Origin of the sequence: Methanoculleus sp. UBA303 (assembly GCA_002501655.1) — an archaeon.
Taxonomy (GTDB): Archaea; Halobacteriota; Methanomicrobia; order Methanomicrobiales; family Methanoculleaceae; genus Methanoculleus.
The window spans coordinates 1-23,015 of record DANY01000006.1; the positions used below are offsets into that span (position 1 = coordinate 1).

Consider the following 23,015-nt stretch of genomic DNA (forward strand, 5'->3'; position numbering starts at 1 on the left):
GACCACTGCAACCAGAAGATGGAGTCCGTCAAGAAGATGGATATCGGCAAGGGCAAGTTCACGGTCTACACCGAACGCGGTGCAGTCAGCCAGATGCCGCTCAAGCTGATCCACAAGTACGTGCAGCCTGGATGCAACGTCTGCCTGGACTATGTCGCGAATCTCGCCGATATCTCCAGCGGCTCCGTGGGCAGCCCCGACGGCTGGAGTACAGTCTTCGTGCGGAGCACCAAGGGGAACGCTGTCTGGGACGCCGCTATGGCCGCCGGCTGCTTCGAGACGAAGCCGATGGACCAGGTCAAACCCGGCCTCGACCTCGTGAAGAAGCTCGCGACCGAGAAGATCACGAAGAACCAGAAGAACGTGGATGCTCGTAAGACAGTGGGCCTCAAGGCGGACGGAACCCCCAAGGGTCTCCGGAACCCCTACGAGTCCCCCTGAAACTCCCTTTTTTCAGCCCGACGCGACAGAACCGGACGGCTCTTACCCGCATCGCTCCTCCCCGAGGATATCCCGGAGCAGGCAGAGCTGCCGCTGCTCATATCCGGGCCGGTCAGCACCGGGACCACGCACAAAACAGCCGGGCGCGCAGGCCCGGAGCGATGCCTCCAGAACTTCAGGAAAATCGGAGATGGGGACTGATACCATGAACACCGGGCTCATGGCAATCCTCCGGCACTATCTGCTCATACCGGTGGGAGATGGCAGTAACTCTCCATCGTAGTATGGCTTTGGCAGCAAGCGCCGTGCGCGGTATTCGTATTCAGTCCCGGAACAGTACCTGATAGGTCGCCGATTGCGCCCCAAAAAAGGTCCTGCAAAACTCTGCTGCCTTCGAAGGCTCGTATTCCTTGCAGCTGAAGATGTCGAGGTAGGCGGCGTTGGTCTCGTTTGCGAAGTGACCGGAGACCAGTGATGTCTCGATGAGCTGGGTCATGGAGAACCCTGCAACTCTCTCGTTGGGTCCGAAGTGAATGATCTGCGGTTCGCCGAATCTCTTCATGTCGATGAGGTCGCACAGTTCAATGATGAACCGGTGGATCTTCTCTGCATCCCGGATCGATGCCGGGTCGCATCCCCTCAGGTCCACGCTCGTGTACAGGCCCCAACACCCGCGTTGCCTGAACTGCGCAACGATCTCTGCGTCGCTTACTGTCTCTGCCATAACGTTGTTTGCCACAGCGTTGGTTGTCATTACTTTACTAGCCATGATATCACCTTCGAAAGGATCTGTGATCGATCTGATCTCAGTAATTTTGATAGTTCAGATTTTAAACTTATCCATTATACTAATGATAAATAACCGTTATTTCACGGCTACGTCGGAGCAATCCCGGCGTATCGAAAATTCTACACCGTATTTTTGCCATATTCCAAAATCGGTGACTTTACATCGTTTATCTACCCACAAGTATGTAGAGTGTCGATTATAAATCATACTAAGTATGATTTTCATCAGGTACCTGATTTTTCCAGCGGGCCCTGATCCAGGGGTCCGAGGGCAAACGGGGCTATAAGAAATAGTTCTTTTTCAGGTGTGGTTTCCTGATATCTTTTTCGGAGTGAAAAACCATTAAGTCAGGTTTTGAAAATATTTACTCCCGCACCAGCCAGTACCCCGACCGAAAAGCAGCGGGGCGATGACTACGGGATCCCCCTGCCGGGTCTGGATACCGGGTATCGCTAACTTCAAGCCGCGCACCCCCCGCTCCCCATCATGCACCCCGCCGGGGATTGCCGGCGGGACCTGCCGCACGCCTGCGCCTTCACCGGACCACGGGGGGGCGCCGGTGCGCGCGCCGGACGTGCGCATGGAGGTCTTCGAGCGTGGGATACTGCCTGCCGCAGATCGGGCAGATGAACTCCCCCATCTCCACCGGGATGCCGGGAACCCTCCTATTCTCCAGAGGTTTACCCATGCTCATCCCTCCCCGCCGCGATCTCCGCAAGCGTCCGCCCGGAGACAACCGACCGGGTTTCCGTTGCCACCAGGTCCCTTCCTGGCGCCGCCTCCGCGTCGTCCTTCTTCACGAGGAGCCAGGCCTCATCCCTGGCCCGGAAGCGGGTGAGGGCATACCCGCCCCGGATCTTCTCCCCCTCGAGCCAGACCGATACGTGACCCCGGCCGAGCGCCTCGGTGACCGCGACCTCCTGCCCGCCCTTCCGCGTGAGGTTCCGGTAGGTTCCCCGGTCCCAGACCATTACCGTCCCGGCACCGTAACTTCCCTCCGGGATGACTCCCTCAAAGCTGGCGTAGCCAAGGGGGTGATCTTCCGTGGGGACGGCGAGGCGTTTCTCCTTCGGGTCCGTGGACGGCCCCTTCGGGACAGCCCAGGACTTCAACACGCCGTCGGCTTCGAGGCGGAAGTCGTAGTGGAGCGTGGTCGCGTCGTGCTTCTGTATGACGAAGATGGGGCAGTCTCTCGCATCCACCCTCTCTCCCGGCGGCTCCGGCGTCCTGGAGAAGTCCCGCTTCCCCCGGTAATCGTCGAGCGTATCCATGCATCAACTCCGGCGGTGCCGGAAGATAAGGGTTGTCCCGGTCTACACCTTTCGCCCGGACGTGGGAACAATCCTGACGTTCATCTTCTCCGAACCGATGATCAGGATACCCTCTCCCGGCTGGAAATTGAGGAGGTCCTTCTCACTCACCTCGAAGAACTTGGCGTTCTCCTGGGCCTGCTTCTTGTTCTCGGCCCGCATGCAGAACTTCACGGCGATGTTTGCCAGGATCTCCTCGTTGAAGTGGGCGATCAGCTGCGACGCGAGGATCAGCGAGACCCCGAACTTCCGCATCTCGGTGGCGTATTTGTTCAGCACCGCCTTGATCGCTGTCTTCGAGCCGCTCTTCTGGCTCACCAGGAGTTTCGCCTCGTCGACGATGACGAAGAGCCGGAACTTCTCCCGCTCGTCCCCTGCCCCGCGCGGGATCTCGCCCGTCGCCTGGAGGGTGTAGTAGATGCGCCGGAGGAAGAGGTCTGCAAAGAGGTAGCGCAGGTTCTCCGGGAGGGCGTTTAAGTTGATGTGGGTGATCCCGCCGGAGAGGATCGTGGGGAGAGATATCTTCTCCTCCCCCGAGAAGAGTTTGTAGTCGAAGATGTCCTCGAGGTAAGCCGGGATCGCCTCGTCCTCGCAGGACATGATCTCGCTCTCGATGTCGTCGAAGTCGAGCACCCGTGTCCAGGTCCCGGTGTTTCCCGTGATCCCCGACATCCGGTAGCAGTCTTTTATGATGTTCTTGATCTTCCTTCGCTGCTGGATGCCGAGCGTCGGGAAGTTAATGGAGATGGCGTCGACGAAGTCCGATGTGGCCCGGAGCGGGGTGATCTCGTCGATCGCAGGGTCGAGTTCCAGGGGGTTGAAGTAATACTCCCCGCCCTCGCGGATCTTGTAGGACCGGATATTCCCCGTGCTCGCGGCCATGTCCCCGTGGAAGTCGATCAGGACGACCGGCATCGCCTGTGCCGCGAGTTCCGCGGCGATGCACCGGATCGTCTCGGTCTTCCCGGCACCTGAGCCGCCGAGGATGATCATGTGGCCGTTGTTGAGCCGCCCCGGTGACCAGTTGACCCGGTGCCCGCCCTGGGCGTGGCCGAGGAAGATGTCGAGCCCGCCGGGGCGGGGTGGCTCCGCCACCGGTTCCGGGGCCGGGCGGGGTGCGACGATCCGGCGGGGAGCGGGCGGCGGCGGCGGCGCGAGCGGCTCCTCCGCCGCCTCTTCCTCCTCATCATCGGCAAAGACGGCGTCGTCCCACCTGTCCTCCTCCGTCTCTGCCTCCTCTTCGGCCGGAGGCACGGACGTTGCGGCCTCCGCCTTCCCGGGGGTGGCGGGCACCTCCATCGTAGGTGCGGGAGGCTTTGCCGCCGGGGCCGGCCGGTCAATGACGATCTTTTCGGCAACGTCGGTCATCAGCGCCCGCCCGAGGTCGCGGAGGTGTGCGTCGTAGAGGTCCCGGTCCTTGATGATGAACCGGGCAAGGTCGACCCCATCGTCCTGAGGCACCTGTTCGAGGACATAGATCGAGTCGGCGAGGAGACCGAGCACCCTTGACAGTTCGCGGCGATGAGCCGATGACGCCCGGATACGGTCATAGTCCTCGCCGCAGGAGAGGTAGCGTAGAACGGTGAACGTCGAGTGGAACGACTCAAGGAGCATATCATAGTGTTCCCGGGCTCCCGGATCGATCGCTTCAAGCATCCCCTTGAGGATATACGCAAACTCCGGCGGGAATGTGTAGACGACGCCGCCGGCACCAGGCCCGTCGAGGTCGTAGGCGTGGGCAAGGACCGCGCACCCGGCGGCCTTGAGCCGGGAGGCGAACTGCTCGCACTCCTCGAAGAGCGCAGAATTGTTGTTGAGGAGAAAACTGACGAACGTCTCTTCGGTGCGGGGGAGCGAGGACGGGAAGGTCTTGTTGACGTATGACCCCTTCACGGTCCCCGCGAGGAGGGCCGGGACGACCCCGTGAATCTCATGGGCCAGCCCCCGGATATCCAGCACCCGGATCCGGGCTTCCATCAGCGGCCGGGCAATCGCTTCTCCGGCAGGGGTCGCCTTGATCACCGTCGTGCCGTGCCAGGAGGCGGACTCGATGAGGCCAACCTGCGCAAGCACGAAGAGCGGCCCCGACGTATAGGCGTAACAACTCTGCTCGATCACACCCTGCCCCTCTCCCCGGGACGACGAGCTGTTCTGGGCGATGTAGATGTAGAGGAGCGTCTCGACGATATCACGGACCTCCTGCGTCCGGAAGTCCTGCAGGTATTCGACGACAGCGGGAGGGAACGACTCCGCCAGAGCCGGGACCCCGGCATCTGTATAGCCCATCGCTTTCAGTGCTCTGGTAAGATCTGTTGACACGGGTTCACCAGCGGATGCATTCTCGCGGCACCGGGATGCTCCAGGCAGGCACCAGCACAGTGCGCTGCGCGATGCCGCTTCGCACGATGCGGGCCTGCGGGCAGCCGCTTCAGTGAAGCGGGCAATTGGATTAGATTTGATCTATGAACTATTAAACATGGCTGTTTGCAAAAAGCCGGCCGCATCCCGGCAGAATACCCACCACACGGGAGAGACACCGGGGGCTCTCTCCCATCCCTGCCCGGGAGAGCGCTGATCGCGTTCCCGGCCGATCCGGGGTGCCCTTCCTCCCACGAGGCCATACCTCTTCCCTGGAATCGCAAGAAAATATGCCAGAATCGGCTGATAATATGTGTGCGACATTTTTATATTTTTAAAATTATATATATTGGCAGTCAAAGTGGGTGTGCCGTGATTACCCTTACCGAACAGCAGCGAGTGGCCATCCTCATGACCCTGCTCGCCATATCAGCCTTCCTGACCTACTACTTCCACGCCGTCCTGATGCTTGGGACCGTCTTTTCGCATTTCTTCTATATCCCCATCATCCTGACAGCGCTCTGGTGGGAGAAGCGGAGCATACTGGTCGCCCTCTTCCTCGGCGGGCTTGTCGTCATCAGCACCCTCCTCTACAGGCCGGATATCCTGACGCTGAACGATTACGGGCGCGCCCTGATGTTTGTCATCATCGCCTTCGTCGTCGCCTCCCTCTCCGAGCAGCTCAAAGGGAGGGAGCGGGAGGTGAAGAAACAGAGGGATCTCGCCCAGCGCTACCTGGACGTGGCGGGCGTCCTCTTCGTCGTCATCAACGCTGACCACACCATCCAGCTCGTCAACCGCCACGGCTGCGAGTTGCTCGGCTACCGGGAGGAGGAACTGCTCGGGAGGGACTGGTTCCTAACCGTCGTCCCCGAAGCATCCCGAGAGGCGAGAAGGCAGGTCTTTGATGCTGCGATCGTCGATGGTGCCGCCTTCCCCGGCCGGCGGGAGAACCCGGTCGTCACGCGGAACAGGGAAGAACTCGTCCTCGCGTGGCAGGACACGGTCCTTACCGGCGACGACGGTCGGCCCATCGGCCTGATCGGTTCGGGAGCCGATATAACCGACCGGATCCGGGCGGAGGAAGCGCTGCGGGTAGCCCACGACGAATCGAACCTCTACCTCGACATCATGGTGCATGACATCAACAACGCCAACGCCGTCGCTCTCGGCTACACCGACCTGCTCGCCGGGGCGCTGGAGGGGAGGGAGAGAGATATGGTTCGGAAACTCAGGGCCGGCGTCACCCGGAGCATCGAGATCATCCAGAGCGTCTCGACGATCCGGCGGTTGCACTCCCAAGAGACAGTGACGAGACCCGTCGACCTCGACGCCGTCATCAGGACCGAGATCGCGCACCATCCCGATACCGGGATAGTCTACGAGGGAAAGCCCGTCCCGGTCACGGCCGACGACCTCCTCCCGGAGGTCTTTGCGAACCTCATCGGCAACAGTATCAAGTTTGGGGAGCCGGGAGTCGAGGTCACCGTCCGGGTTGAGGAGGGCGACGGGGTGGTCGAGGTCTCGGTCGAGGATACCGGACCGGGGGTGCCTGACGCGGTCAAACCCCTCCTCTTCACCCGCTTTGTGCGGGGCACGAACGCCCGGAGCGGAAAAGGGCTCGGCCTCTACATAACGAGGATGCTCATCACCCGCTACGGCGGGAGCATCCGGGTCGAGGACCGGGTGCCGGGCCATCCGGAATACGGCGCGGCGTTCCGGTTCACCCTGCTTCGGTCCGACCGGCCGCGAGAACTGCCCGTCTCCCCTGCACCGGCGGCGACCGATCAGGCGATCATCCCCAGACCCTGACCGGGTCGAGGACGGCGTCGATGATCAGGTCGAAATCGAAGGCGTCGATCCAGCCCGCTTTCTCAAACATATGCATAAAACAGATGCCCACGACCTTCGTCCCCGGGTGGGTGCCGACGACCGACTGCACCGCTTCTTTCGTGACCGGGACGCCCGGCATAGCAAGTCCGCCCATCAGGACGATCACCTTCGGGTCGACGCGAACCGCGTCGCTCGCGACCTGCATTCCGACTCCCCCGACCGGCCGGATCACCCTGGATTCAGCCTCGTCCGCGTAGGGCACATAGACCTGCTCGACGGGGAGGTCACGGACGGCGAATCCCAGGAGCTCGATGAAGGGCGTGCAGGTGCCGGGGCAGCCGTAGTAGACGACCTGATCACCCGGGGCAAGCCCTGCCTCGCGGAGATACGCCTTGAACGGCCGGAGCATCCCGGGGACGCCGGAGAGTTCCTCAATTAACTCCATGAGAGTCTGGTCGTCCCGGGGGCATATACCGGTTCCGGATGGGGCCAACCCCTACAGCAACCCGCACCCGGAGAGGTGATAGAGCCTGCGGACCCGTTCGGCCGCCTCCTCAGATACTGCCTCCTGGATTCGGACGAGGATGGTCTCGATGTCCTCTTCGGGCATGCACCCGAGGTCTTCCCGACCGGAGAGGATCTGGTCGGTGAGGTAACCCCAGTCCTCGTCCGAGAGGCGGCCGACCCGTTCCGCAAAGTCTTCCTCGTCCGCGGCGATGTGGTTTGAGACTGGCGGCAGGATCGAGTGGAACTCGTGCCCCGACTCGGGGCAGAGGATCCCCTCGTATTCGGGCGCCAGTTTTCGCAGGATTGCAAAGTCCTTCTCGTCAAATTCGCGTGCCATGGTATCGTTCACTCCCGGATGTGAGGTTTCGGCCGGCCAGAAAAATGTTCGCTCATCGCGGGACTACGACTCCGAGAGGAGCTTTCCGGCTCTTGATATATTCTCACTCTTGAGTTCCTCGAAGAAGAGGGTGACCCGCTCCGGGTCGACGCCGAGCGTCCTCGTGATCGCAGCGGTGATCTCGCCAGCAAGTATCCGTTTCTGCTCAAGCGTCCGCCCTTCTGCCATGCGAATGGTTACAACCGGCATGTTTCCTCAGAAGAGTGTGGGGCGGAGCGGTATTTATCGTTGCGGGAGACCGTCAGGGCAGGCAACCCGGAACGAGGCTCCGTCGTGCGGTGTCCCTCCCGCGATCGTGAGCCCTACGATATCCCGGACCACCTGCCCGAAGGCCTCCTGCTCTTCAGGCGGCACCTGCTGCCGGCCTCCGTCTCTGATCCGGGCAGCCGTCCGGGCGATCTCCGCGTCGAGCATCGATGCCAGTGCCTGATCGACCCCGTTCTTCCCCGGAGAGATACAGCGGAGGAGGAGCGCCTCGGACCCGGGCCGGCAGCCCCGGGATCCCGCCGCGAGCGCGTGCAGGTCCGTTATGTCGTCGGCGATCTGCATCGCCTTCCCGGCAGAGAGACCGTAGTCCGCGAACATGGCGACGATGCCATCGTCCCCGCCCGCCGCCATGGCACCCCAGGCGGCCGCGAGAGAGAAGAGGCACCCGGTCTTTCGGGTGATGATTGCGTCGTAGAGTTCGACCACCGGGAGCCGCGCCTCCTCGAGCATCTCCCAGGCCACACCCCGGACCATGCTCTGCTGGGTTGAGGCAAGCATCGTCACGTATCTGGGGCCATATGGGGCGGCGAGGGCGTAGGGGAGGGCCAGAATCCCGACAGCATCGAGGATCGCCCGCCCTTCTCCCCGGGTGAGGTGGAGGGAGGGGACACCTCGCCGAACGGTATCACCGTCCAGCATATCGTCGAGAATGAGGCTTGCGGCGTGGGCGAGTTCGACAGCACAGGCGAGGTCGAGCGCCTGGCGGGTGGGCGCCGTCGCCCGGGCGAGGGCGGTGTGGATACAGAGGAGGAGCCCGGCTCGCATCCGCTTCCCCCGGAGGAGGAGCGGGACGACACCGGGGTCGATCGTACCCTCACCGACCGCCACCTCCTCGATCCGCCGGTTGACGGCAGGCTTGATCCTCTCAAGAAACTCGCGAAACGGTATTATGGCTCGTCACCCCCGGGACGCCGGTGCATCCCGTTAAGACGCCCGGGCAGTAAAAAAGGTGTGGGTCTACTCTGCAGCGCAGGTATCTTCATTGCCATGCGGGATCTCTGAACCCCCGGGAGTGCCGTGCCGGAAGATGGAGGAACCCGGGTGAGCATCGAGAGAGAGGTAGGGCGCCTGGAGCCCGGCGATGCGTTCGGAGACTGGCTCGCGGGCATTATCGCCGATTGGCTGCCGGATCAAGAGAGCGACGCCCGGGTCTACCGGATAGAGCCCGCGTCGCACATCGTCTGCAGGTATGAGTTTGCCGGCGGGGTCAGCATCATCGGCAAGTTCTTCGGCGCGCCGACGGGGGCGAAGGCCTGCTACAACGCGGACGCGGCGATGGAGAACGAGTTCGATCGGCTCCGTCGCGCAGCCGGGTGGATCCGGGTCGCCCGGCCACTGGCGAAGAACAGCCGATTTCATTCGGTCCTCGTGACCGGGTATGTCCCCGGCCCGACCATACGGGAACTCATCGCGGCGGGGGGCGCTCTCTACGAACCCCTGACCGGCGTCGCGCATCTTCTCCGGCGGCTCCACGACTGCACACGGACCTCCTGCAACCGGGAGCGCGACTTCGCCTACTTCCACGCGATGCTCGACCAGATCGGGCTCCCGGCCCCCCGGAGAGAGAAGTTCAACCGCCTGCTCGGGGTGTGGTGGCACAGCCCACGGATCGGCCCGGACGTTGGGTGCATGGTCCACGGCGACGCCACGCCCGGCAGCTACCTCTTCGACGACGGCATCTGTGCGATCGACTTCGAGGGCTCCCGGGACCACGCGCACCCGGTCCGTGACCTCGGCATCCTCGCTGCGGAGATCAAGGCATCACCCGGGAGCAACCCGGGTGCCGAAAACCACATCGGCCACCTGCTCTGGCACTATAGCCAGAGCGTTGAAGAGTTCCGGCGCCATACCGCCGCCCTTCCCTTCTTCATGGCGCTCGGGTACCTCAGGATTGCCCGGCTGCCCTGGCGGGCGGCGGAGCGTGACTGGTTGCTAGGGGAGGCGGAGGCGTGTCTCGCCGCAGGCCCCGGGTAGAAGGGGTCCTCTTCGACTGTTACGGGACGCTCATCGACATCCTGACCGACGAGCATGATATCAGGACCTACCGGTGCCTCTCCCGGTGGCTCCTCTACCAGGGCGTCCGGATCACCCCCCGGAACCTGCGGGCGGGCTACCTCCGGCGGGTGCAGGAGGCAGCCGACCGGACCGGGGAGCGGTACCCGGAGGTGCGGGTCGAGGGGGTCTTCGCCCGGCATCTGCGCCGAACACAGCGCATGGGAGATCGATGCCGGTCAACTCGGCGTCGAGGCCGCCCGGGCGTTCCGGGCCGCATCCCTCCGGCGTCTCGGTGTTATCAGGAAGAGCCAGAGCCTGCTTGACCTCTTCGGCACGAGGAAGCTCGGGGTCGTCTCGAACGGGCAGCGGGTCTTCTCGGAGCAGGAACTGCGAGTGCTCAACCTCTACGACCGTCTCAACTTCGTCATCTTCTCCTCGGACTTCGGCTACCAGAAGCCGGACCCCCGGATATACACGGCGGCCCTCGGGCGGATGAACCTCTTGCCGGAAAACGTCCTCTTTATCGGGGACAATCACGAGAACGACGTCACTATCCCCCGGAGGCTCGGTATGCAGGCGCTACACGTAGAGGAGGCGTGGAGGCGCTACGGGACCTGAAGCGCCGGGCCCGATGAGTATATGACATCCGGGTCACCAGTCTTTTCCCATACGACAGAGGCACATGAGATCGAACGTTAACAATCAGAGGGATGATACCGTTTTCCACACGTAACCTGCCGCCCGATGACTGGATCGGGGTCGACCTGAACACCACCGGCTACGTCGCCGTCGTCGCCCACCCGGCGAGCGGAGAGACGGTGATGCTCGGCGAGCAACCGGAGCACCCGGAAATCGGGCCTCCCGGCCGCCAGGGACGGTGCAGCAGCGCCGGGAAGCGTAAGAAGATCAGGATAGACCGGGACCGCGAGAGCAACGCCCGCGGGGACCTGAACCAGAGGATCGCTAAAGAGATCGTGAAGATGGCCCGGCAGCTTCAGTGCGGCATCAAACTCGAGGACCTCTCCGGCGCCGGGTTTGCGGGGCGGCAGAAGCCGGGCACCCCCCTCCCGTTCTCCCGGCGTGACGGGTCGTTCCAACACCTCCAGAATCTGGTCCAGGACCGGGCGCACGACGCCGGGGTTCCGGTCGTCCTCGTGGACCCGGCGTTCACGTCTCTGTGCTGCAGCCGGTGCGGTGAGCCGGGCATCCGCAGGCGCAAACAGTTCCTCTGCCCGCACTGCGGATACGCCGGTCATGCTGATGCGAACGCGGCGTTCAACATAGCAGCAGCGTCACCGGTCACCGACCGGCCCCATAAAGAGGTGGAAGTGTGCAGCAAGAGCCCCGGCGCCACCCCGGGAGGCGTGAACGCAGGGCCTGACTGACCAGGAGCCCGGGAGGCACTGGTTTCATAGGAGTTAGTGTATATAGTCCCGCGGGATGAACGACAGACGATGGCAGATCTCCTTTGGGGTGGGACTTATCATCCTCTCGGTGGTACTCTACGCCCTGCACTTCCTGATCTTCCACGACCTCTACCACATCGGCATCTACGCGCTCGCCGACGTTGCGTTCCTCCCGCTCGAGGTTCTTCTGGTGACGCTCGTCTTCCATCAGGTGCTCGCGTCCCGCGACCGGCGGCAGAGGATGGAGAAACTCAACATGGTCATCGGGACCTTCTTCTCCTCGCTCGGGACAGAGCTCCTGACCTACATCTCCAACAACGACCCGAACCTGGATGAGGTCCGGCCGCACCTGATAGTCACCGATGCCTGGACCGACGAGACGTTCCGAGAGGTGGAGATGCGGCTAAAGCAGCATCCCTGCCGTGTCAGGATAGAGCGAGTCGATCTGGAGGCCGTCAAACAGTTCCTCGGATCCCGCGAGGAGTTCCTCCTGAGGCTGCTCGAGAACCCGGTGCTCCTCGAGCACGAGGCGTTCACCGAACTGCTCCGGGCGGTATTCCACTTCAACGAAGAACTGCAGCGCCGGCCCGGCTTCTCCGACCTGCCCGGGACCGACACGGCGCACCTCGCAGGCGACCTCGAACGGGTCTACGGCCTCCTCATCCGCGAGTGGCTGGACTACATGCGCTACCTGCAGAAGAACTACCCATACCTCTTCTCGCTTGCGATGCGGACAAACCCGTTCGATGAGACGGCGTCGGCGATCGTGGGATGATGAGGGACGAAGCCGGAACATCCCCATCCCGCCCGGAGACCTGCATACCCCTACGACAACTGCGCCTGGATGTGCTGCACAGTCTCCGGGTATTGCTTCTGGAGCTGGTTTTTCCGGAGGTTCTCTCTCACGATCCACCGGATATCCTGATCATCGAGGGTTGCGAGCTGCCGCAGGTACTCAAAGCCGATCCCCGGGAGGGCGGCGACGGCCAGGCCGAGCGTATAGCCGAGCGCCGTTCTGAGTGCCTTGAACGCTTCCGACTGCCGTTCGTTCGCCGTATAGATACGGATCAGGATCTTCCGGTGGAACCGGAGCGCGGCATCTGCGATCTCCGGCTCACCGAGCAGGTCCGGTTCAGCGATCCCTGCGGCCGCGGCCCGCATGGTGAACCAGGACCCTCCTTCCACCCAGCCCTCCAGTTCCGTGACCGTCGCATTCCGCTGCCGGGACAGGAGGTCCTGGATCCCCATTGCCACCGCCTCCCTGATCCGCCACCGGGGATCGACGGATGCCTCGGCGAGGTGGGTGAGCGCCGGCCCCACGCACGCCGGCGATAGGGAGCCGATCGCCCCGATACCCCTGACGCCGCAGAACGCGAGGAACTCGTGTGGGTCATCGGTCGGTGCGTCCTCCGGGGAGACACAGGCGAGCTCGACACAGAGATCCCAGAGGATATGGCGATCGTCGGCGTCGGCAGCTGCAAATTTCCGCACGGTTTCGCTGAACGCCGCAGCAAGCTCCAGGTTTGCCCGGGGTCCCGGCAGGTTGCTCCCCGCGACCAGGCAGGTGAGAAGATCCCCGGCGCTCCCGCTCGTGAGGAAGCCCGAAAGCAACCGGGCAACTTCCCTCATATAGGTCTCTTTGCGGGTCATTGTCTGCAGAGAAGAACGACTCCCAGGCAGTAAAAATGATCGCTACCGGGCGGCCAGGGTTGCGACAAAGGCGTCGAGTGCCGCGTGGACGTTCTCGCCGTTCCGCGCCGAGATGGGATGCACCGTCTCCCCGGGCAGGTCCCGGTGGATGGCCTCCGGCGCCGCGCCCGGGCAGTCGCACTTGTTTGCCATGAACGCAAGCGGCACCCCGAGGGCCTTTAACTGGCCGTAGAGGTGTCTCGTCATAGCGTCCACCCCGGTGGTGGCGTCCACGACGATGATCGCGCCGTCCATGCCCCGCGAGAGGATCTGCCGGACGAACTCGAACCGTTCCTGCCCCGGCGTCCCGAAGAGGTAGACCGCCTGACCCCTCACCTGCAGCCTTCCGAAATCAAAGGCGACGGTCGTGGCACCTTCATTTGAGGTTGCTTCGACATGACGGCTCCGGGGGTCGAGCGCCTGGATGAGACTGGACTTGCCCGCATTGAAAGAACCGAACACGACGATCTTGAGCCTGCCTTCTGCCATCAGCCTTGTATGGGCCCCGGGATGTTTTAGGGTTTCGCTATGGCGGCGCCGCGAGGGGGATGGTGACGTATCCCGGGCTCCCGGGGGAAATGATCGCTTCCCTGTACCGCCGGGGGCTTCGCGCCCACCTTCTGAGCTCGAACTCCGCCTCCTGCGGCCAGTGCGTTCCACCGGGGAGTTACACTTCGGAGCGTCGTCACTCGAACCTGCGATGCTTGAGCGACGGGTGGAAAACCCGTCGTTACACGAAACTCTCCGGGTTTCTCGAACTCAGGGCGCTCGCACCTGACGGTGCGAACGCCCAACCGTTTTCTCAAGAAAGATATACCGATAGATCCAAGGTACCGTCCATGGGGTCGGAAGAGGCTGATACTGTCGCGCAGGAGATCATGGCGGCTCTGGATGATCTCTTTCGGAAGGAGAGGCGTGCAAGGCTCCAGGTATCTGCTCTTGAGGAGCGGCAGTACGCCCTGGCCGCGACATTCAGGATGGTCCAGGATATGGAGGCCGACAGCGCCATAGAGGAGGCTCTCGCCGGGTATGGATTTGAGTACTACACCGTCGACGACGATGCTGAACTCTGGATATCGGATGAACACGGTCTGATGGTCTTCCTCTCCTTCACCGCCCCGGGCGGACAGTATTACAACTACAGGATCGTCGCGTTCGATATCATCGGCGAGGAAGAGGAGGAGAGTGGATGAGCCTTATGGGCGACGCCGAACCCTTCTGCCACGCGGGCGGAAGGGTGCCGCGCCAAGCACTATATACCGTAAGCGACATCAGGTCTGGAGCAAAAACTGGTGGCATGGAGATGGAACGTTCGGTAAAACGCCTCATGGAAGACCGGGAGAAGCGGCGTGAGGAGAACATCGGCAAATACATCGAGCAGCTCTCAGACGAGAGCACGCCCTACCGGCTGCGGGCGGCCGAGGCGCTGGGGGGGTGTGCCGATGCCCGGGCGGTCAAGCCGCTGATCGCCGCCCTGCATGACAGCGAGAATGAAGTCCGCTGGGTCGCGGCGCAGGCACTCGGGAAACTCCGCGATGCCCGGGCGGTCGAACCGCTCCTGCCCCTCCTCGCCGATCCTGACCGGTGGGCGCGGCGCGGCGCGGCCTGGTCGCTCGGCGAGATAGGCGACCCTCGAGCAGTCGAACCACTCCTCCCCCTTCTCGCGGACAGAAAGAAGGACGTCAGGATGGCCGCCGCCGATGCGCTCGGGAAACTCCACGACCCGCGAGCGGCCAGCGCCCTCTCCGGTGCGATCGAGGGGGAGGAGGAGCCCGAGGTCAGGACGGCGATCCGGCGTGCGCTCCGCGATATCACCGGGGAGACCGGTTTCTGACCGGGTAGGACATGAGGCTATTTCGCTACTACCCGGAGGATTTCGGGGCGCTCCCTGTCCGGGTCATCCACATGGACCTCACCTTCGACGTCTACGACGGCCACACCCGGGTCGTCTCGGCCCTCACCGCCGAGACCCTCGATGCACCGCTCGCGTCCCTCGCCCTGAACGCCCGCGACCTGGATATCCTCAACATAACCTCAGAAGGATACGCCGTCGCCCACACCTATGACCGCAGTGCCGCGGTTCTCACTGTCACCTTCAACCCACCCGTCACGCCCCGAACCCGGTTCACCCTCGATACCGAGACGATCTGCCGACCGAGCAGCCACGTCCTCGAAGGCCTCTACTACGACGGCTCCTGTCCCGCCGGACTGCCCACCCAGATCACCCAGTGCCAGCAGTGGGGGTTCCAGCGGCTGGTTCCCTGCCTCGACGACATGACCGCAAAGTGCACCTACACGACGGCGATCGTTGCGGATGACAGGTATACGAACCTTATCTCGAACGGCGACCCCGCAGGCCCGCGCTACTCCCTGGGACACGGCCGCTCCGTCCAGGAATACCGGAACACAACGACCCCGATGGCCCCCTACCTCTTCTTCTTCGGGGTTGGGTGTTACGAGACTCACCAGCGGGAGTTCGAGTACCCCGATGGGTGGACATTCTCCCTCGAGCTCCTCGCAAAATCTGGATCCGACCCTGAGGCGGCGGAGCGTGCGCTTGAGGTCCTCGCGGACGCCGTTATGTGGGTCCACCTCTTCACCGGCCCCGGGCAGTACCGTGACAGGGAGACCCGGGAAGAGGTGTGGCGTCTAGCGCGTGTGCGGGATGGGGCAAAACGCTCCGGGGACTCCGCGGCCCTCGAAGAATCCCGAAAAGCGCTCACCGGGCTTGCTGCGACCATAACCCCGGGCTACGCCTACACGGGATCGGTCTACCGGGAGATCGCCATGCAGAACTCCGATTTCGGTGGTATGGAGAACGTCGGGAACACGACGATCGCCGCAAACCGTATCATGCCCTACCCGGAAGCGACCGACCCGGCGTTTGAGTACATGGTCAGGGTGAAGGTCCACGAGTATTACCATAACCTGAACGGCTCTGAGGTGACGGGGAGGAGCCCGTTCGAGATCTGGCTGAACGAGGCGGTGACGGTCCATATCGAGAACCAGCACCACGCGTTCTTCTTCGGGGAGACCTACTCCCGCCTCCAGACCGTGCTCGACCTCCTCGACCCCGTGGCCGGGACGCTCGTCCTCGACCGGGGTGCGGGCTCGATGCCGATCGAGCCGGACGGCTTTGATGACCCAAACGACCTGATCACGGGCGTCACCTACGTGAAGGCCCCCGAGTTTATCGGGATGATCGAGACGCTGATGGGGAAGGAGACGTTTGTGGAAGGACTCGCCCTCTACCACGACCGGTTCCGGCACACGAACGCCTCCCGTGACAACTGGATACGTTGCATGGAAGAGGTCTCGGGACAGGACTTCTCCGGGATGGCAGCGGCCTGGCTGAAGGAGAAGGAGTACCCGGTCCTCACCGTGACCCCCGCCTACGACCCGGCGGCCCGGCGACTCACCCTTGCCTACCGCCAGAGCCGCTCACCGGGCGGCCACACATGGGAGTTCCCGTTCCGGTTCGCGCTCGTCGATGCCGAAGGCCGGGACCTTGCGGACCGGGCCGTCAGGATCGTGGATGATGCAGGGGAGATCAGCCTCGACGGCGTCGACCGCCCGGCGTTCCTCTCGCTCAACCGCGGCTACTCTTTCTACGGGAAGGTGGCATACCGGCCGCCGGAGGACGAACTCTATCTCCAGGTGCTGAAGGATGCCGATATCGTCGGCCGCTTCACCGCTTTCGCGGCGCTTGCCGAGAGGGAGATGATCCGGATCCTTGAGAATCCGGAGACGGCAGTCTCTGGCCGGTTTGCCGATCTCTTTGCCGGCCTTCTCGCCGACGACCGCCTCATGGAGGAGGCGGGCGGTCAGTTCCTGACTATCTTCCCGTCGGTAGACGACGAGCGGTTCGCCCATCACTACCGCGCACTCCACGACGCCAGAAAGAAGATCCTTGCTGCCATAGCCGCCCGGCATCGAGATACTCTCCTTGGGGTCTACCTGCGGGCGGCGGTGAGCGTTCCCGGGGGGGTCGGTTACCTTGAGGACGAGGCCGCGGCGATACGACAGCGGCAGAGGAAGAACGCCTGTCTCGCGATCCTCGCCACCCTCGACGCCCCGGAGGTCCACCAGCTGGTCGCCGGGCAGTTTCGCGAGGCTGCGGCCGCAACCGACCGTCTCACCGCGTTTGGGCTGGTCCTCGAGAGCAGCGCCCCGGAACGCCTGGATATACTCGAGGCCTTCTCCGCAGAATCGGCCAAAAGCCCTGTCGCGTGGGAGTCCTTCCTCGCCGCGGTCGCCGGGAGCGACTGCGACGACCTGGTTACGATCCTCCGTGGGATCGAGTCCTCGCCTGCCTTCGCTGTCGAGCAGGCCGATCAGCAACGGGCGTTCTACGGGCGGTTCGCGCTGAACAGGAAACGGTCGCTTGAGACAGAAGAGGGTCGGGCCTACCTCGCGGAGGTCCTCCGGCGGCTCGCCCGGGTGAACGAGTACAGCACCGTCCGGGCTCTCGATGCATTCGCGTTCATCGATGCGATGGAGCCCCGCTACCGGGTGCCGGCGGCAGGTGTGCTCGCCGGCCTCCTCACCTCCCTCGACCAGAGTGCATACCCCGCCGTCTACAACAACACCCGCCGCTTCCTCCTCGGCGCCCCGGAGGCTGTCCGGGCCTATGAGATGGAGCACGGGGAGGTCCCGGCGCTCCGGGGGATCACTCCCTGATCACTCGTACTCCAGGTGCAGCCCGACACCCGTCTCCCGGACGTCCGCGACCTTCGAGAGCGCAACCTTCGCTGCAAGACCGGTGCAGTGGCAGGGATGGAGGGCCGCCGGCTGCACATCCGAGAAGTAGTTGAGTATCCCCTGCATCTGTTCCGGCGGCGGGTCAAGGAGGTGGAACCCGCCGATGATGTCGGCGACACGGTCTTCGCCGCAGACCTCCCGGGCCTGCTCGACGATCGAGCAGATGCCCGCGTGGGAGCACCCGGTTATGACAACGAGCCCCTCCGGGGTCCTGCAGGCGAGTGCCGTATCGTCGGCGATGGTGTCGTCCCGGATACCGTCAGGCGTGTAGATGTAGCCGCCCGAAGGTGCCTGTTCGAACTCGAACCGCCGCTCGATCTCGCCGAGGAAGACCAGGTTTTCGGTCAGCCAGAGAGGGGCCGTGGTGAGGAGGACCTTCCCGTGCCGGAAGAGTTCCTCGACCGAGAGGTGGCACCCTATCTCTCCCGCACCGTCAAGGCTCCGGGTGAGGAATGCGTCGGGATGCGCGACGAACGTGGGCTCGATCCGTTCCCGGCCCTCGATGATCGCCTCGGTATGGAGCCGGAGCAGCGCGTCGAGACCCCAGGTGTGGTCGAGATGGCCGTGGGAGAGGACAATCTCCTCGACGCGGAGGAGGTCGATCCCCATCTTCCGGGCGTTGGCGACGAGGATACCCGAGTAGCCGACATCGAAGAGGACGCGCGTTGCGCCGTCCTCGATGTAGATCGAGAGCCCGGGTTCTGCAAGAAAGTAGCGGTCGGTGAGGGCGGCGTTGTCCACGAGGACCGTCAGCCTCATGCGCGGCGCCCACCGTCCCGGAGGAGGGGCCGCCGGAACGCTGCAGTGGCGGCGAGCGGATCCATGCAGATACTGGGGACGTCGCGGTTAAGAAGGTTTCCCGGCGATGGACCGCTCCGCCCGCCCTCTGAGCGCCTGGTTCATGAGCAGGAAGCCGAGGTGGGTCGCCCGGAGGGTGCTGGTGAGGTCGACGACGGGCACCAGCAGCCCGGTGAAGACCTCCGCCTGGACGAACCGGGAACCGTCACCTTCGGGGATGATGGTGAACCGGTGCTCGCCGTCGAAGAGCCCTGCGACCAGGACGCGGCCGATCCACCGGAGCTCGCGGTCTTTTGCGACCCGCAGCACCATCGGCCGAAACCGCATGCTTCGCCGTCCCGGAGACCGGATATCGACCGAGAGACGCGTTCCCACCCAGGGTTTCCCCTCGATCGACCGGATGAACGGGTTCCAGTCAGGGTAGGAGGTGAAGTCGGTCAGCACCCGCCAGACGATAGCGGGCGGGGCGCCGATGACGGTCTCGGCCCGGACTTCCCGGACCAGACTCCGGTAGCGCGCTAGCGAGGAAGCGATCATTCCCGCATCACGGTCGTCCTGGTAGTGAGCCGGGAAAGAAAAGACTTTCTTTATCTCTGCGGGGCTCGGCGGCGGCATGAGCGGGAAGACCCCCTGCGTAAGCGGGGGGTAGTTCACCCAGTTAGTGCATGAGCGGGCGCGTGGCCTTAAGACCGAACCGGGACCGCAGTCGCGCCCAGTGCTGTTTTAAGATCGGGCTGTACTTTGCGGCAAACGATCCTGCGACAGACGTTGCGACGACGATACCGGCGATGATGCTTGTGGCCGCGGCCGACCCGTAGAGCGCCGCGATGATGATGGAGAACTCACCGCGGGCAATGGTGTTTGACCAGATCTCGATACCCGCCGTGGCCGATCCATGGATCTGCCGCCCGATGAGCACGCCCGAGATGAGTTTGCTCAGGACGGCAAGCAGGCTGACCGCGGCGATGGCAGCAAGGCCTATCTCTCCCGAGAACTCGACGGATATCCCGAAAAAGACAAAGAACAGGACTAAAAAGACGTCCTTGAAGGGCCGGGCCTGCCGTTCAAGCGCGGACGGTGAGGTGGTAGAGAGCGCGGCCCCGAGCGCGATGACGGTGAGGGTGTCGGGTATACCGATCGCCTGCGCAAAGAACGCGGCGGCAACCACCAGGGTGAAAGTGAGGAGAACCGGAAGCTCGTCGTCCCGGTTGAGGATCCGGCGGATCGGTTCCTTCCCCCAGCGGCACACCAGGAAGAAGATCGCCGCCACTACGGCAAACCGGGCAACGATGCCGACCGGGATGGTAAATCCTGAGTGCAGGGCGACGATCAGGAAGACAAGGACGATATCCTCAAAGACCATCATCCAGACGACTGTCTCGGACTCACGGAGCACCATTTTCTTGTTCTCGAGGATCGACGCAAACGCAATGACGGAACTGCTGATGTAGAACGCAGACGCTACGACGATCGCATCCAGGAACGGAAAACCGAGCGCCAGCGCCGCGACAAACCCGATCGCCAGATTGATGTTCAGGTCGATGAGCCCGACTTTGAGGAAAGCCGACCGCTTCGCGAGGATCCGGTCGGGCTTGAGTTCGAGCCCTACGTAGAAGAGCAGAAAGACGAGGCCAAGGTCGACGAAGAAATCAGAGACCGGTGACGGGGTAACGAGACTAAGTCCGCTCTTCCCGAGAGCGAGCCCGGCAAGGATGTAGAACGGGACCGGCGGCAGGGAGAGACGGCGGGAGACCAGAGCGAGGATCAGACTGATCCCCAGTGCGATAGCGATCTCCTCCATTATCTCTGGATCCCCTCCTCGAACGCCTCGAGCGTGCCGCTCTCGCCGACAGCGATGACCAGATCACCTTCCAAAAGGGCCATACCCGGCGGAGGGTTCGTGATGTTTTTCCCGCCGCGGGAGATTGCGATGACAGTGACGCCGGCAGGAAGGTCCCCCGCGCACCTTCCGGCAAGGCGTTTTCCAACAGTGCAGGTGCGGATGCCTATGCGCAGATCCGTGAGCGTAGAGAAGATGATCTCCACTCCCTCCTTCGCCGGCCTCACCGGGGAGCCCGAGAGGATGCTCCCGAGCCACCGGGCCTCCGCTCCCGAGAGTTCAGCGACGCAGGGCACCGGGAAGTCCTTTGCAAGCAGGTAGACCTGCACGTTTCCCGATGCCCTCCAGATGACGGCGATGGTATCTCCTGCCACCGATTCGAATTCATATTTGGTTCCGATACCGGGGAGATCCCGGGAGCGAAGCGGCATGAATAGTTATTCTTCCAGATCGATTTAAATAATTATCTATTTTTGTATCTACATTTAGATGACGAAAATGGATTTTTCCTAATATATTATAAGACTTAATCCCTTCGTTCAACTTATTTGAAGGTTTTTCAACTCAGGGTTGAATGGGTCGCGCCGCCCCACGACCACAGGTGATTGGGCCCGACGGGGATCTTTGGGCTATCGATCCGGATAACCGGACCCTCTCCTGCCCGCCTGACCCTCTTCGGTGTGGCTGAGTTCAATTGGTGCTCTGATGCAGGTTGCGCCCGGGATCTCGCTCACGACGGCGCCGGAGGAAAGAAGTCATCGCCCGCTAAACCACTCTTCTGGAGTGATTCATGATGGATACATGTGATGCAATCTTCTCCCCGGGGGAACCGGAAGAATTCAAATCGATCGGCCTTACGGCCGGGGCACGGCTCCCCCTCGGCCGCTTAAAGGACCTGCAGGAACGTCATGAGTTCGAAGCCATCCTCTACTTCGACGAAGACCTCGCCCGGAACTCGACGCTCGATGCGGACCATGGAGACTTCCAGATCGTCCCGATGCAGGCCCGGCCGTTCATGCCGCTCGGGGTGTTTCTGCAGGTGATGGCGGAGCGGGACCCGGAGTTCGCCCGCCGGATGCGGGACGAGTCCCCGGTGGTCGAGGTCCTGGAGACCGGTACGATCGACCACTACTCCGGGTGTGTACTCTGCACCAGGCCGTACGTGAAAGGGCTGCTGCTGTAGCCCGCCGGCTTAACGGCGGGTCGCCCTGCTGTGGGTGGCGCGTGCGCCAGCACCGAGATCGAATTCGGCGAGGACCCGCCGGCAGGTGCAGTGACCACCCAGGTGGCAGATGGCAGCCCTCGTCGCCTCGAACCGGGCAGGGAAGTCGATCCCCGGGATCAACTCCGGGAGGTCGCCGAACCCGAGCGTGATGTGCGGGGAGTAGCGTTCATATGCGGAGGTCTTCGTGAACCGGAGGAGGCAGTCGATGGATGGCGCGGACACCTCTCCCACGAACATCAGAGGCCCGGCCGGGGGCGCCGTATACGGCGCTATGGCGTTCATCACGGTCTTGTGAAAGAGCTGGAGGATCTCCGAGCGCAGGATATGGAAGACAGAGATGGTCTCCCCCGTTCTCGCCCGGTGTTTTGCAACGGCGTCGATGGTCATGGCCATGGGAGAGCACTGCCGGGCAATCCGGCCCACCTTCGCGGTGATCTCCGGGATATCTCCCCGCTTCGTTGGGAGCATCGCAACCGAGATGTGTGGGAGGCAGTTCTCTCCATCGAGGCGTATCCCTCCGTCCGGGTTGCCCGCGAGCAGGGTCCGGTTCGCACCGATCGCCATATCCATGATCGGCCCGGGCGGCAGGAGGACAACATCGATGGCAACCGTATCGGGAACTTCGTGCATGGGGGCCGATCAGGCGGGAGAGATAGAAAAGGGTTTTCCCGGGGGATCAGCAGACCCACCACGTCGCCGCCGATTCGCGCCGGGCACCAATCACCACTTCACACCGAAGATCGGCTCCTCCTCGACGATGTTTGTGATCCTCCGGACACTCGCCTCCATCGGGACATCCTCTCCGCTGCAGAGCCCAAGTTTGAGTTGTTCCAGGCCTGCAGCCACCGAATCATCCTTCGACCTGACACCGCTTACCGTCACCCGGAACGTCAACGTCACCAACCACTGGGTCGTCTCCATATCCTCTCCTCGAACGTGGACGGGGTATACAGCCGGGGGGAGATAAAGGCAGCTCACGGCTGGAGGGTTCCTCTTCGGCCCCTTTCCGGGGCATCGCCACCCTCTCCCGCGCCTCTCTCCCCACGTTCATCAAGCCTGAAGATGAGCACAGCGCTGGAGAATACCCTTGCAGGCAACCTTTGCGCGGGGAAAATGGAGGGTCGTTGAATGAGAACGGAGGGGCAGTATGGCTGCAGCGACATATCCGGACTGTGATGGCGTATAGGGAGGTATAGAGCGTTGGAGCGTGAGTCAACTACCCCCCTAACGCAGGGGGCTTGCAGCTGGGGCCCCTTGCGGGGCACAGGGCTGCAATTTCATCGGTGCGAAGGTTGACGGTTCAAAAGATGTCCTTATTCGCACGGGCCGGTTCACGCGGCCCCTACCGATTATCCGTGGCACCACGGAATCACCGGCTACCTTTCTCAGGTGGTTCAG

Annotated in this window: 27 protein-coding genes; 10 read left to right on the forward strand and 17 right to left on the reverse strand. The window is 63.1% G+C overall.

Going from position 1 to position 23,015, the window contains the following annotated elements; genetic code table 11:
* Positions 1 to 441: Coenzyme F420 hydrogenase/dehydrogenase, beta subunit C-terminal domain (locus tag BP846_RS01070; protein ID WP_292392191.1), on the forward strand; the 441-nt coding region annotated here is incomplete at its 5' end.
* 42 nt (positions 442 to 483) lie between these two features.
* On the opposite strand, the gene BP846_RS01075 is transcribed toward BP846_RS01070, so the two are convergent.
* The 5 genes from BP846_RS01075 to BP846_RS01095 all read right to left on the reverse strand — a co-directional run bounded on the left by BP846_RS01075 (position 484) and on the right by BP846_RS01095 (position 4,860).
* Positions 484 to 663 carry a hypothetical protein gene (locus BP846_RS01075; protein WP_292392192.1) on the reverse strand — a complete coding sequence of 60 codons (180 nt, stop codon included), beginning with the start codon at positions 661 to 663 and terminating at the stop codon, positions 484 to 486.
* Between the two features lie 100 nt (positions 664 to 763).
* Entirely contained in the window at positions 764 to 1,210 is a 447-nt protein-coding gene (locus BP846_RS01080) for an S-adenosylmethionine decarboxylase family protein (protein ID WP_292392193.1), read from the reverse strand.
* Positions 1,211 to 1,766: 556 nt separating this feature from the next.
* Entirely contained in the window at positions 1,767 to 1,919 is a 153-nt protein-coding gene (locus BP846_RS01085) for a C2H2-type zinc finger protein (protein WP_292392194.1), read from the reverse strand.
* Positions 1,912 to 2,502: a DNA polymerase ligase N-terminal domain-containing protein gene (locus tag BP846_RS01090; protein ID WP_292392195.1), complete on the reverse strand. Its 591-nt coding sequence runs from the start codon at positions 2,500 to 2,502 to the stop codon at positions 1,912 to 1,914. Before BP846_RS01090 ends, BP846_RS01085 begins: the two co-directional genes overlap by 8 nt.
* A gap of 42 nt (positions 2,503 to 2,544) precedes the next feature.
* A complete protein-coding gene (locus BP846_RS01095) occupies positions 2,545 to 4,860 on the reverse strand; it encodes an ATP-binding protein (protein ID WP_292392196.1) in 2,316 nt (771 codons plus the stop codon).
* Positions 4,861 to 5,271: 411 nt separating this feature from the next.
* On the opposite strand from BP846_RS01095, the gene BP846_RS01100 reads away from it, so the two are divergent.
* Positions 5,272 to 6,711 carry a sensor histidine kinase gene (locus BP846_RS01100; protein ID WP_292392197.1) on the forward strand — a complete coding sequence of 480 codons (1,440 nt, stop codon included), beginning with the start codon at positions 5,272 to 5,274 and terminating at the stop codon, positions 6,709 to 6,711.
* Here the strand turns inward: BP846_RS01100 and BP846_RS01105 are convergent.
* The 4 genes from BP846_RS01105 to BP846_RS01120 are packed head-to-tail and all read right to left on the reverse strand — an operon-like array spanning position 6,695 to position 8,731.
* The gene (locus BP846_RS01105) at positions 6,695 to 7,177 is read right to left on the reverse strand and encodes a DUF2124 domain-containing protein (protein WP_292392198.1); all 483 of its coding nucleotides are present in this window, start codon (positions 7,175 to 7,177) and stop codon (positions 6,695 to 6,697) included. The two genes, BP846_RS01100 and BP846_RS01105, sit on opposite strands and share 17 nt — an antisense overlap.
* A gap of 51 nt (positions 7,178 to 7,228) precedes the next feature.
* A complete protein-coding gene (locus BP846_RS01110) occupies positions 7,229 to 7,588 on the reverse strand; it encodes a hypothetical protein (RefSeq protein ID WP_292392199.1) in 360 nt (119 codons plus the stop codon).
* 51 nt (positions 7,589 to 7,639) lie between these two features.
* Complete coding sequence (locus BP846_RS01115; RefSeq protein ID WP_292392200.1) at positions 7,640 to 7,825, reverse strand: 2-hydroxymuconate tautomerase; 186 nt, start codon at positions 7,823 to 7,825, stop codon at positions 7,640 to 7,642.
* A gap of 33 nt (positions 7,826 to 7,858) precedes the next feature.
* Entirely contained in the window at positions 7,859 to 8,731 is an 873-nt protein-coding gene (locus BP846_RS01120; RefSeq protein ID WP_292392201.1) for a polyprenyl synthetase family protein, read from the reverse strand.
* 213 nt (positions 8,732 to 8,944) lie between these two features.
* Here BP846_RS01120 and BP846_RS01125 point away from each other — a divergent pair, with 213 nt between their 5' ends.
* The 4 genes from BP846_RS01125 (at position 8,945) to BP846_RS01140 (ending at position 12,079) form a co-directional block, all read left to right on the forward strand.
* On the forward strand, positions 8,945 to 9,877 hold the full coding sequence (locus BP846_RS01125; RefSeq protein ID WP_292392202.1) for a phosphotransferase: 933 nt from the start codon (positions 8,945 to 8,947) through the stop codon (positions 9,875 to 9,877).
* 54 nt (positions 9,878 to 9,931) lie between these two features.
* Positions 9,932 to 10,516, forward strand: coding sequence for an HAD family hydrolase (locus BP846_RS01130; RefSeq protein ID WP_292392203.1), 585 nt, complete (start codon positions 9,932 to 9,934; stop codon positions 10,514 to 10,516).
* A gap of 92 nt (positions 10,517 to 10,608) precedes the next feature.
* A complete protein-coding gene (locus BP846_RS01135; RefSeq protein WP_292392204.1) occupies positions 10,609 to 11,283 on the forward strand; it encodes a transposase in 675 nt (224 codons plus the stop codon).
* 55 nt (positions 11,284 to 11,338) lie between these two features.
* Positions 11,339 to 12,079 (forward strand): hypothetical protein, encoded by a 741-nt coding sequence (locus BP846_RS01140; protein WP_292392205.1) that lies wholly within the window; start codon positions 11,339 to 11,341, stop codon positions 12,077 to 12,079.
* Between the two features lie 50 nt (positions 12,080 to 12,129).
* On the opposite strand, the gene BP846_RS01145 is transcribed toward BP846_RS01140, so the two are convergent.
* Together BP846_RS01145 and BP846_RS01150 are read right to left on the reverse strand one after the other, a co-directional pair.
* Positions 12,130 to 12,954 (reverse strand): hypothetical protein, encoded by an 825-nt coding sequence (locus BP846_RS01145; protein ID WP_292392206.1) that lies wholly within the window; start codon positions 12,952 to 12,954, stop codon positions 12,130 to 12,132.
* 42 nt (positions 12,955 to 12,996) lie between these two features.
* Positions 12,997 to 13,482 carry a GTP-binding protein gene (locus BP846_RS01150; protein ID WP_292392207.1) on the reverse strand — a complete coding sequence of 162 codons (486 nt, stop codon included), beginning with the start codon at positions 13,480 to 13,482 and terminating at the stop codon, positions 12,997 to 12,999.
* Positions 13,483 to 13,832: 350 nt separating this feature from the next.
* On the opposite strand from BP846_RS01150, the gene BP846_RS01155 reads away from it, so the two are divergent.
* The 3 genes from BP846_RS01155 (at position 13,833) to BP846_RS01165 (ending at position 17,673) form a co-directional block, all read left to right on the forward strand.
* Positions 13,833 to 14,186 carry a hypothetical protein gene (locus BP846_RS01155; protein ID WP_292392208.1) on the forward strand — a complete coding sequence of 118 codons (354 nt, stop codon included), beginning with the start codon at positions 13,833 to 13,835 and terminating at the stop codon, positions 14,184 to 14,186.
* A gap of 110 nt (positions 14,187 to 14,296) precedes the next feature.
* A complete protein-coding gene (locus tag BP846_RS01160; RefSeq protein ID WP_292392209.1) occupies positions 14,297 to 14,827 on the forward strand; it encodes a HEAT repeat domain-containing protein in 531 nt (176 codons plus the stop codon).
* 11 nt (positions 14,828 to 14,838) lie between these two features.
* Positions 14,839 to 17,673, forward strand: a complete 2,835-nt coding sequence (locus tag BP846_RS01165) for a M1 family metallopeptidase (protein WP_292392210.1) — start codon at positions 14,839 to 14,841, stop codon at positions 17,671 to 17,673.
* Here the strand turns inward: BP846_RS01165 and BP846_RS01170 are convergent, their stop codons facing one another.
* From BP846_RS01170 to BP846_RS01185, 4 genes are all read right to left on the reverse strand, one after another.
* Entirely contained in the window at positions 17,674 to 18,513 is an 840-nt protein-coding gene (locus BP846_RS01170; protein ID WP_292392211.1) for an MBL fold metallo-hydrolase, read from the reverse strand.
* 87 nt (positions 18,514 to 18,600) lie between these two features.
* Complete coding sequence (locus tag BP846_RS01175; RefSeq protein WP_292392212.1) at positions 18,601 to 19,089, reverse strand: SRPBCC domain-containing protein; 489 nt, start codon at positions 19,087 to 19,089, stop codon at positions 18,601 to 18,603.
* 121 nt (positions 19,090 to 19,210) lie between these two features.
* Positions 19,211 to 20,353 carry a cation:proton antiporter gene (locus BP846_RS01180; RefSeq protein ID WP_292392213.1) on the reverse strand — a complete coding sequence of 381 codons (1,143 nt, stop codon included), beginning with the start codon at positions 20,351 to 20,353 and terminating at the stop codon, positions 19,211 to 19,213.
* Positions 20,353 to 20,823 (reverse strand): cation:proton antiporter regulatory subunit, encoded by a 471-nt coding sequence (locus BP846_RS01185; protein ID WP_292392214.1) that lies wholly within the window; start codon positions 20,821 to 20,823, stop codon positions 20,353 to 20,355. Before BP846_RS01185 ends, BP846_RS01180 begins: the two co-directional genes overlap by 1 nt.
* 359 nt (positions 20,824 to 21,182) lie before the next feature.
* On the opposite strand from BP846_RS01185, the gene BP846_RS01190 reads away from it, so the two are divergent.
* Positions 21,183 to 21,575 carry a hypothetical protein gene (locus BP846_RS01190; RefSeq protein ID WP_292392215.1) on the forward strand — a complete coding sequence of 131 codons (393 nt, stop codon included), beginning with the start codon at positions 21,183 to 21,185 and terminating at the stop codon, positions 21,573 to 21,575.
* A 9-nt stretch (positions 21,576 to 21,584) separates the two neighbouring features.
* Here BP846_RS01190 and BP846_RS01195 read toward each other — a convergent pair whose 3' ends face one another.
* Positions 21,585 to 22,247 carry a hypothetical protein gene (locus tag BP846_RS01195; protein WP_292392216.1) on the reverse strand — a complete coding sequence of 221 codons (663 nt, stop codon included), beginning with the start codon at positions 22,245 to 22,247 and terminating at the stop codon, positions 21,585 to 21,587.
* A 90-nt stretch (positions 22,248 to 22,337) separates the two neighbouring features.
* Complete coding sequence (locus tag BP846_RS01200; RefSeq protein ID WP_292392217.1) at positions 22,338 to 22,538, reverse strand: hypothetical protein; 201 nt, start codon at positions 22,536 to 22,538, stop codon at positions 22,338 to 22,340.
* Positions 22,539 to 23,015: the final 477 nt, after the last annotated feature.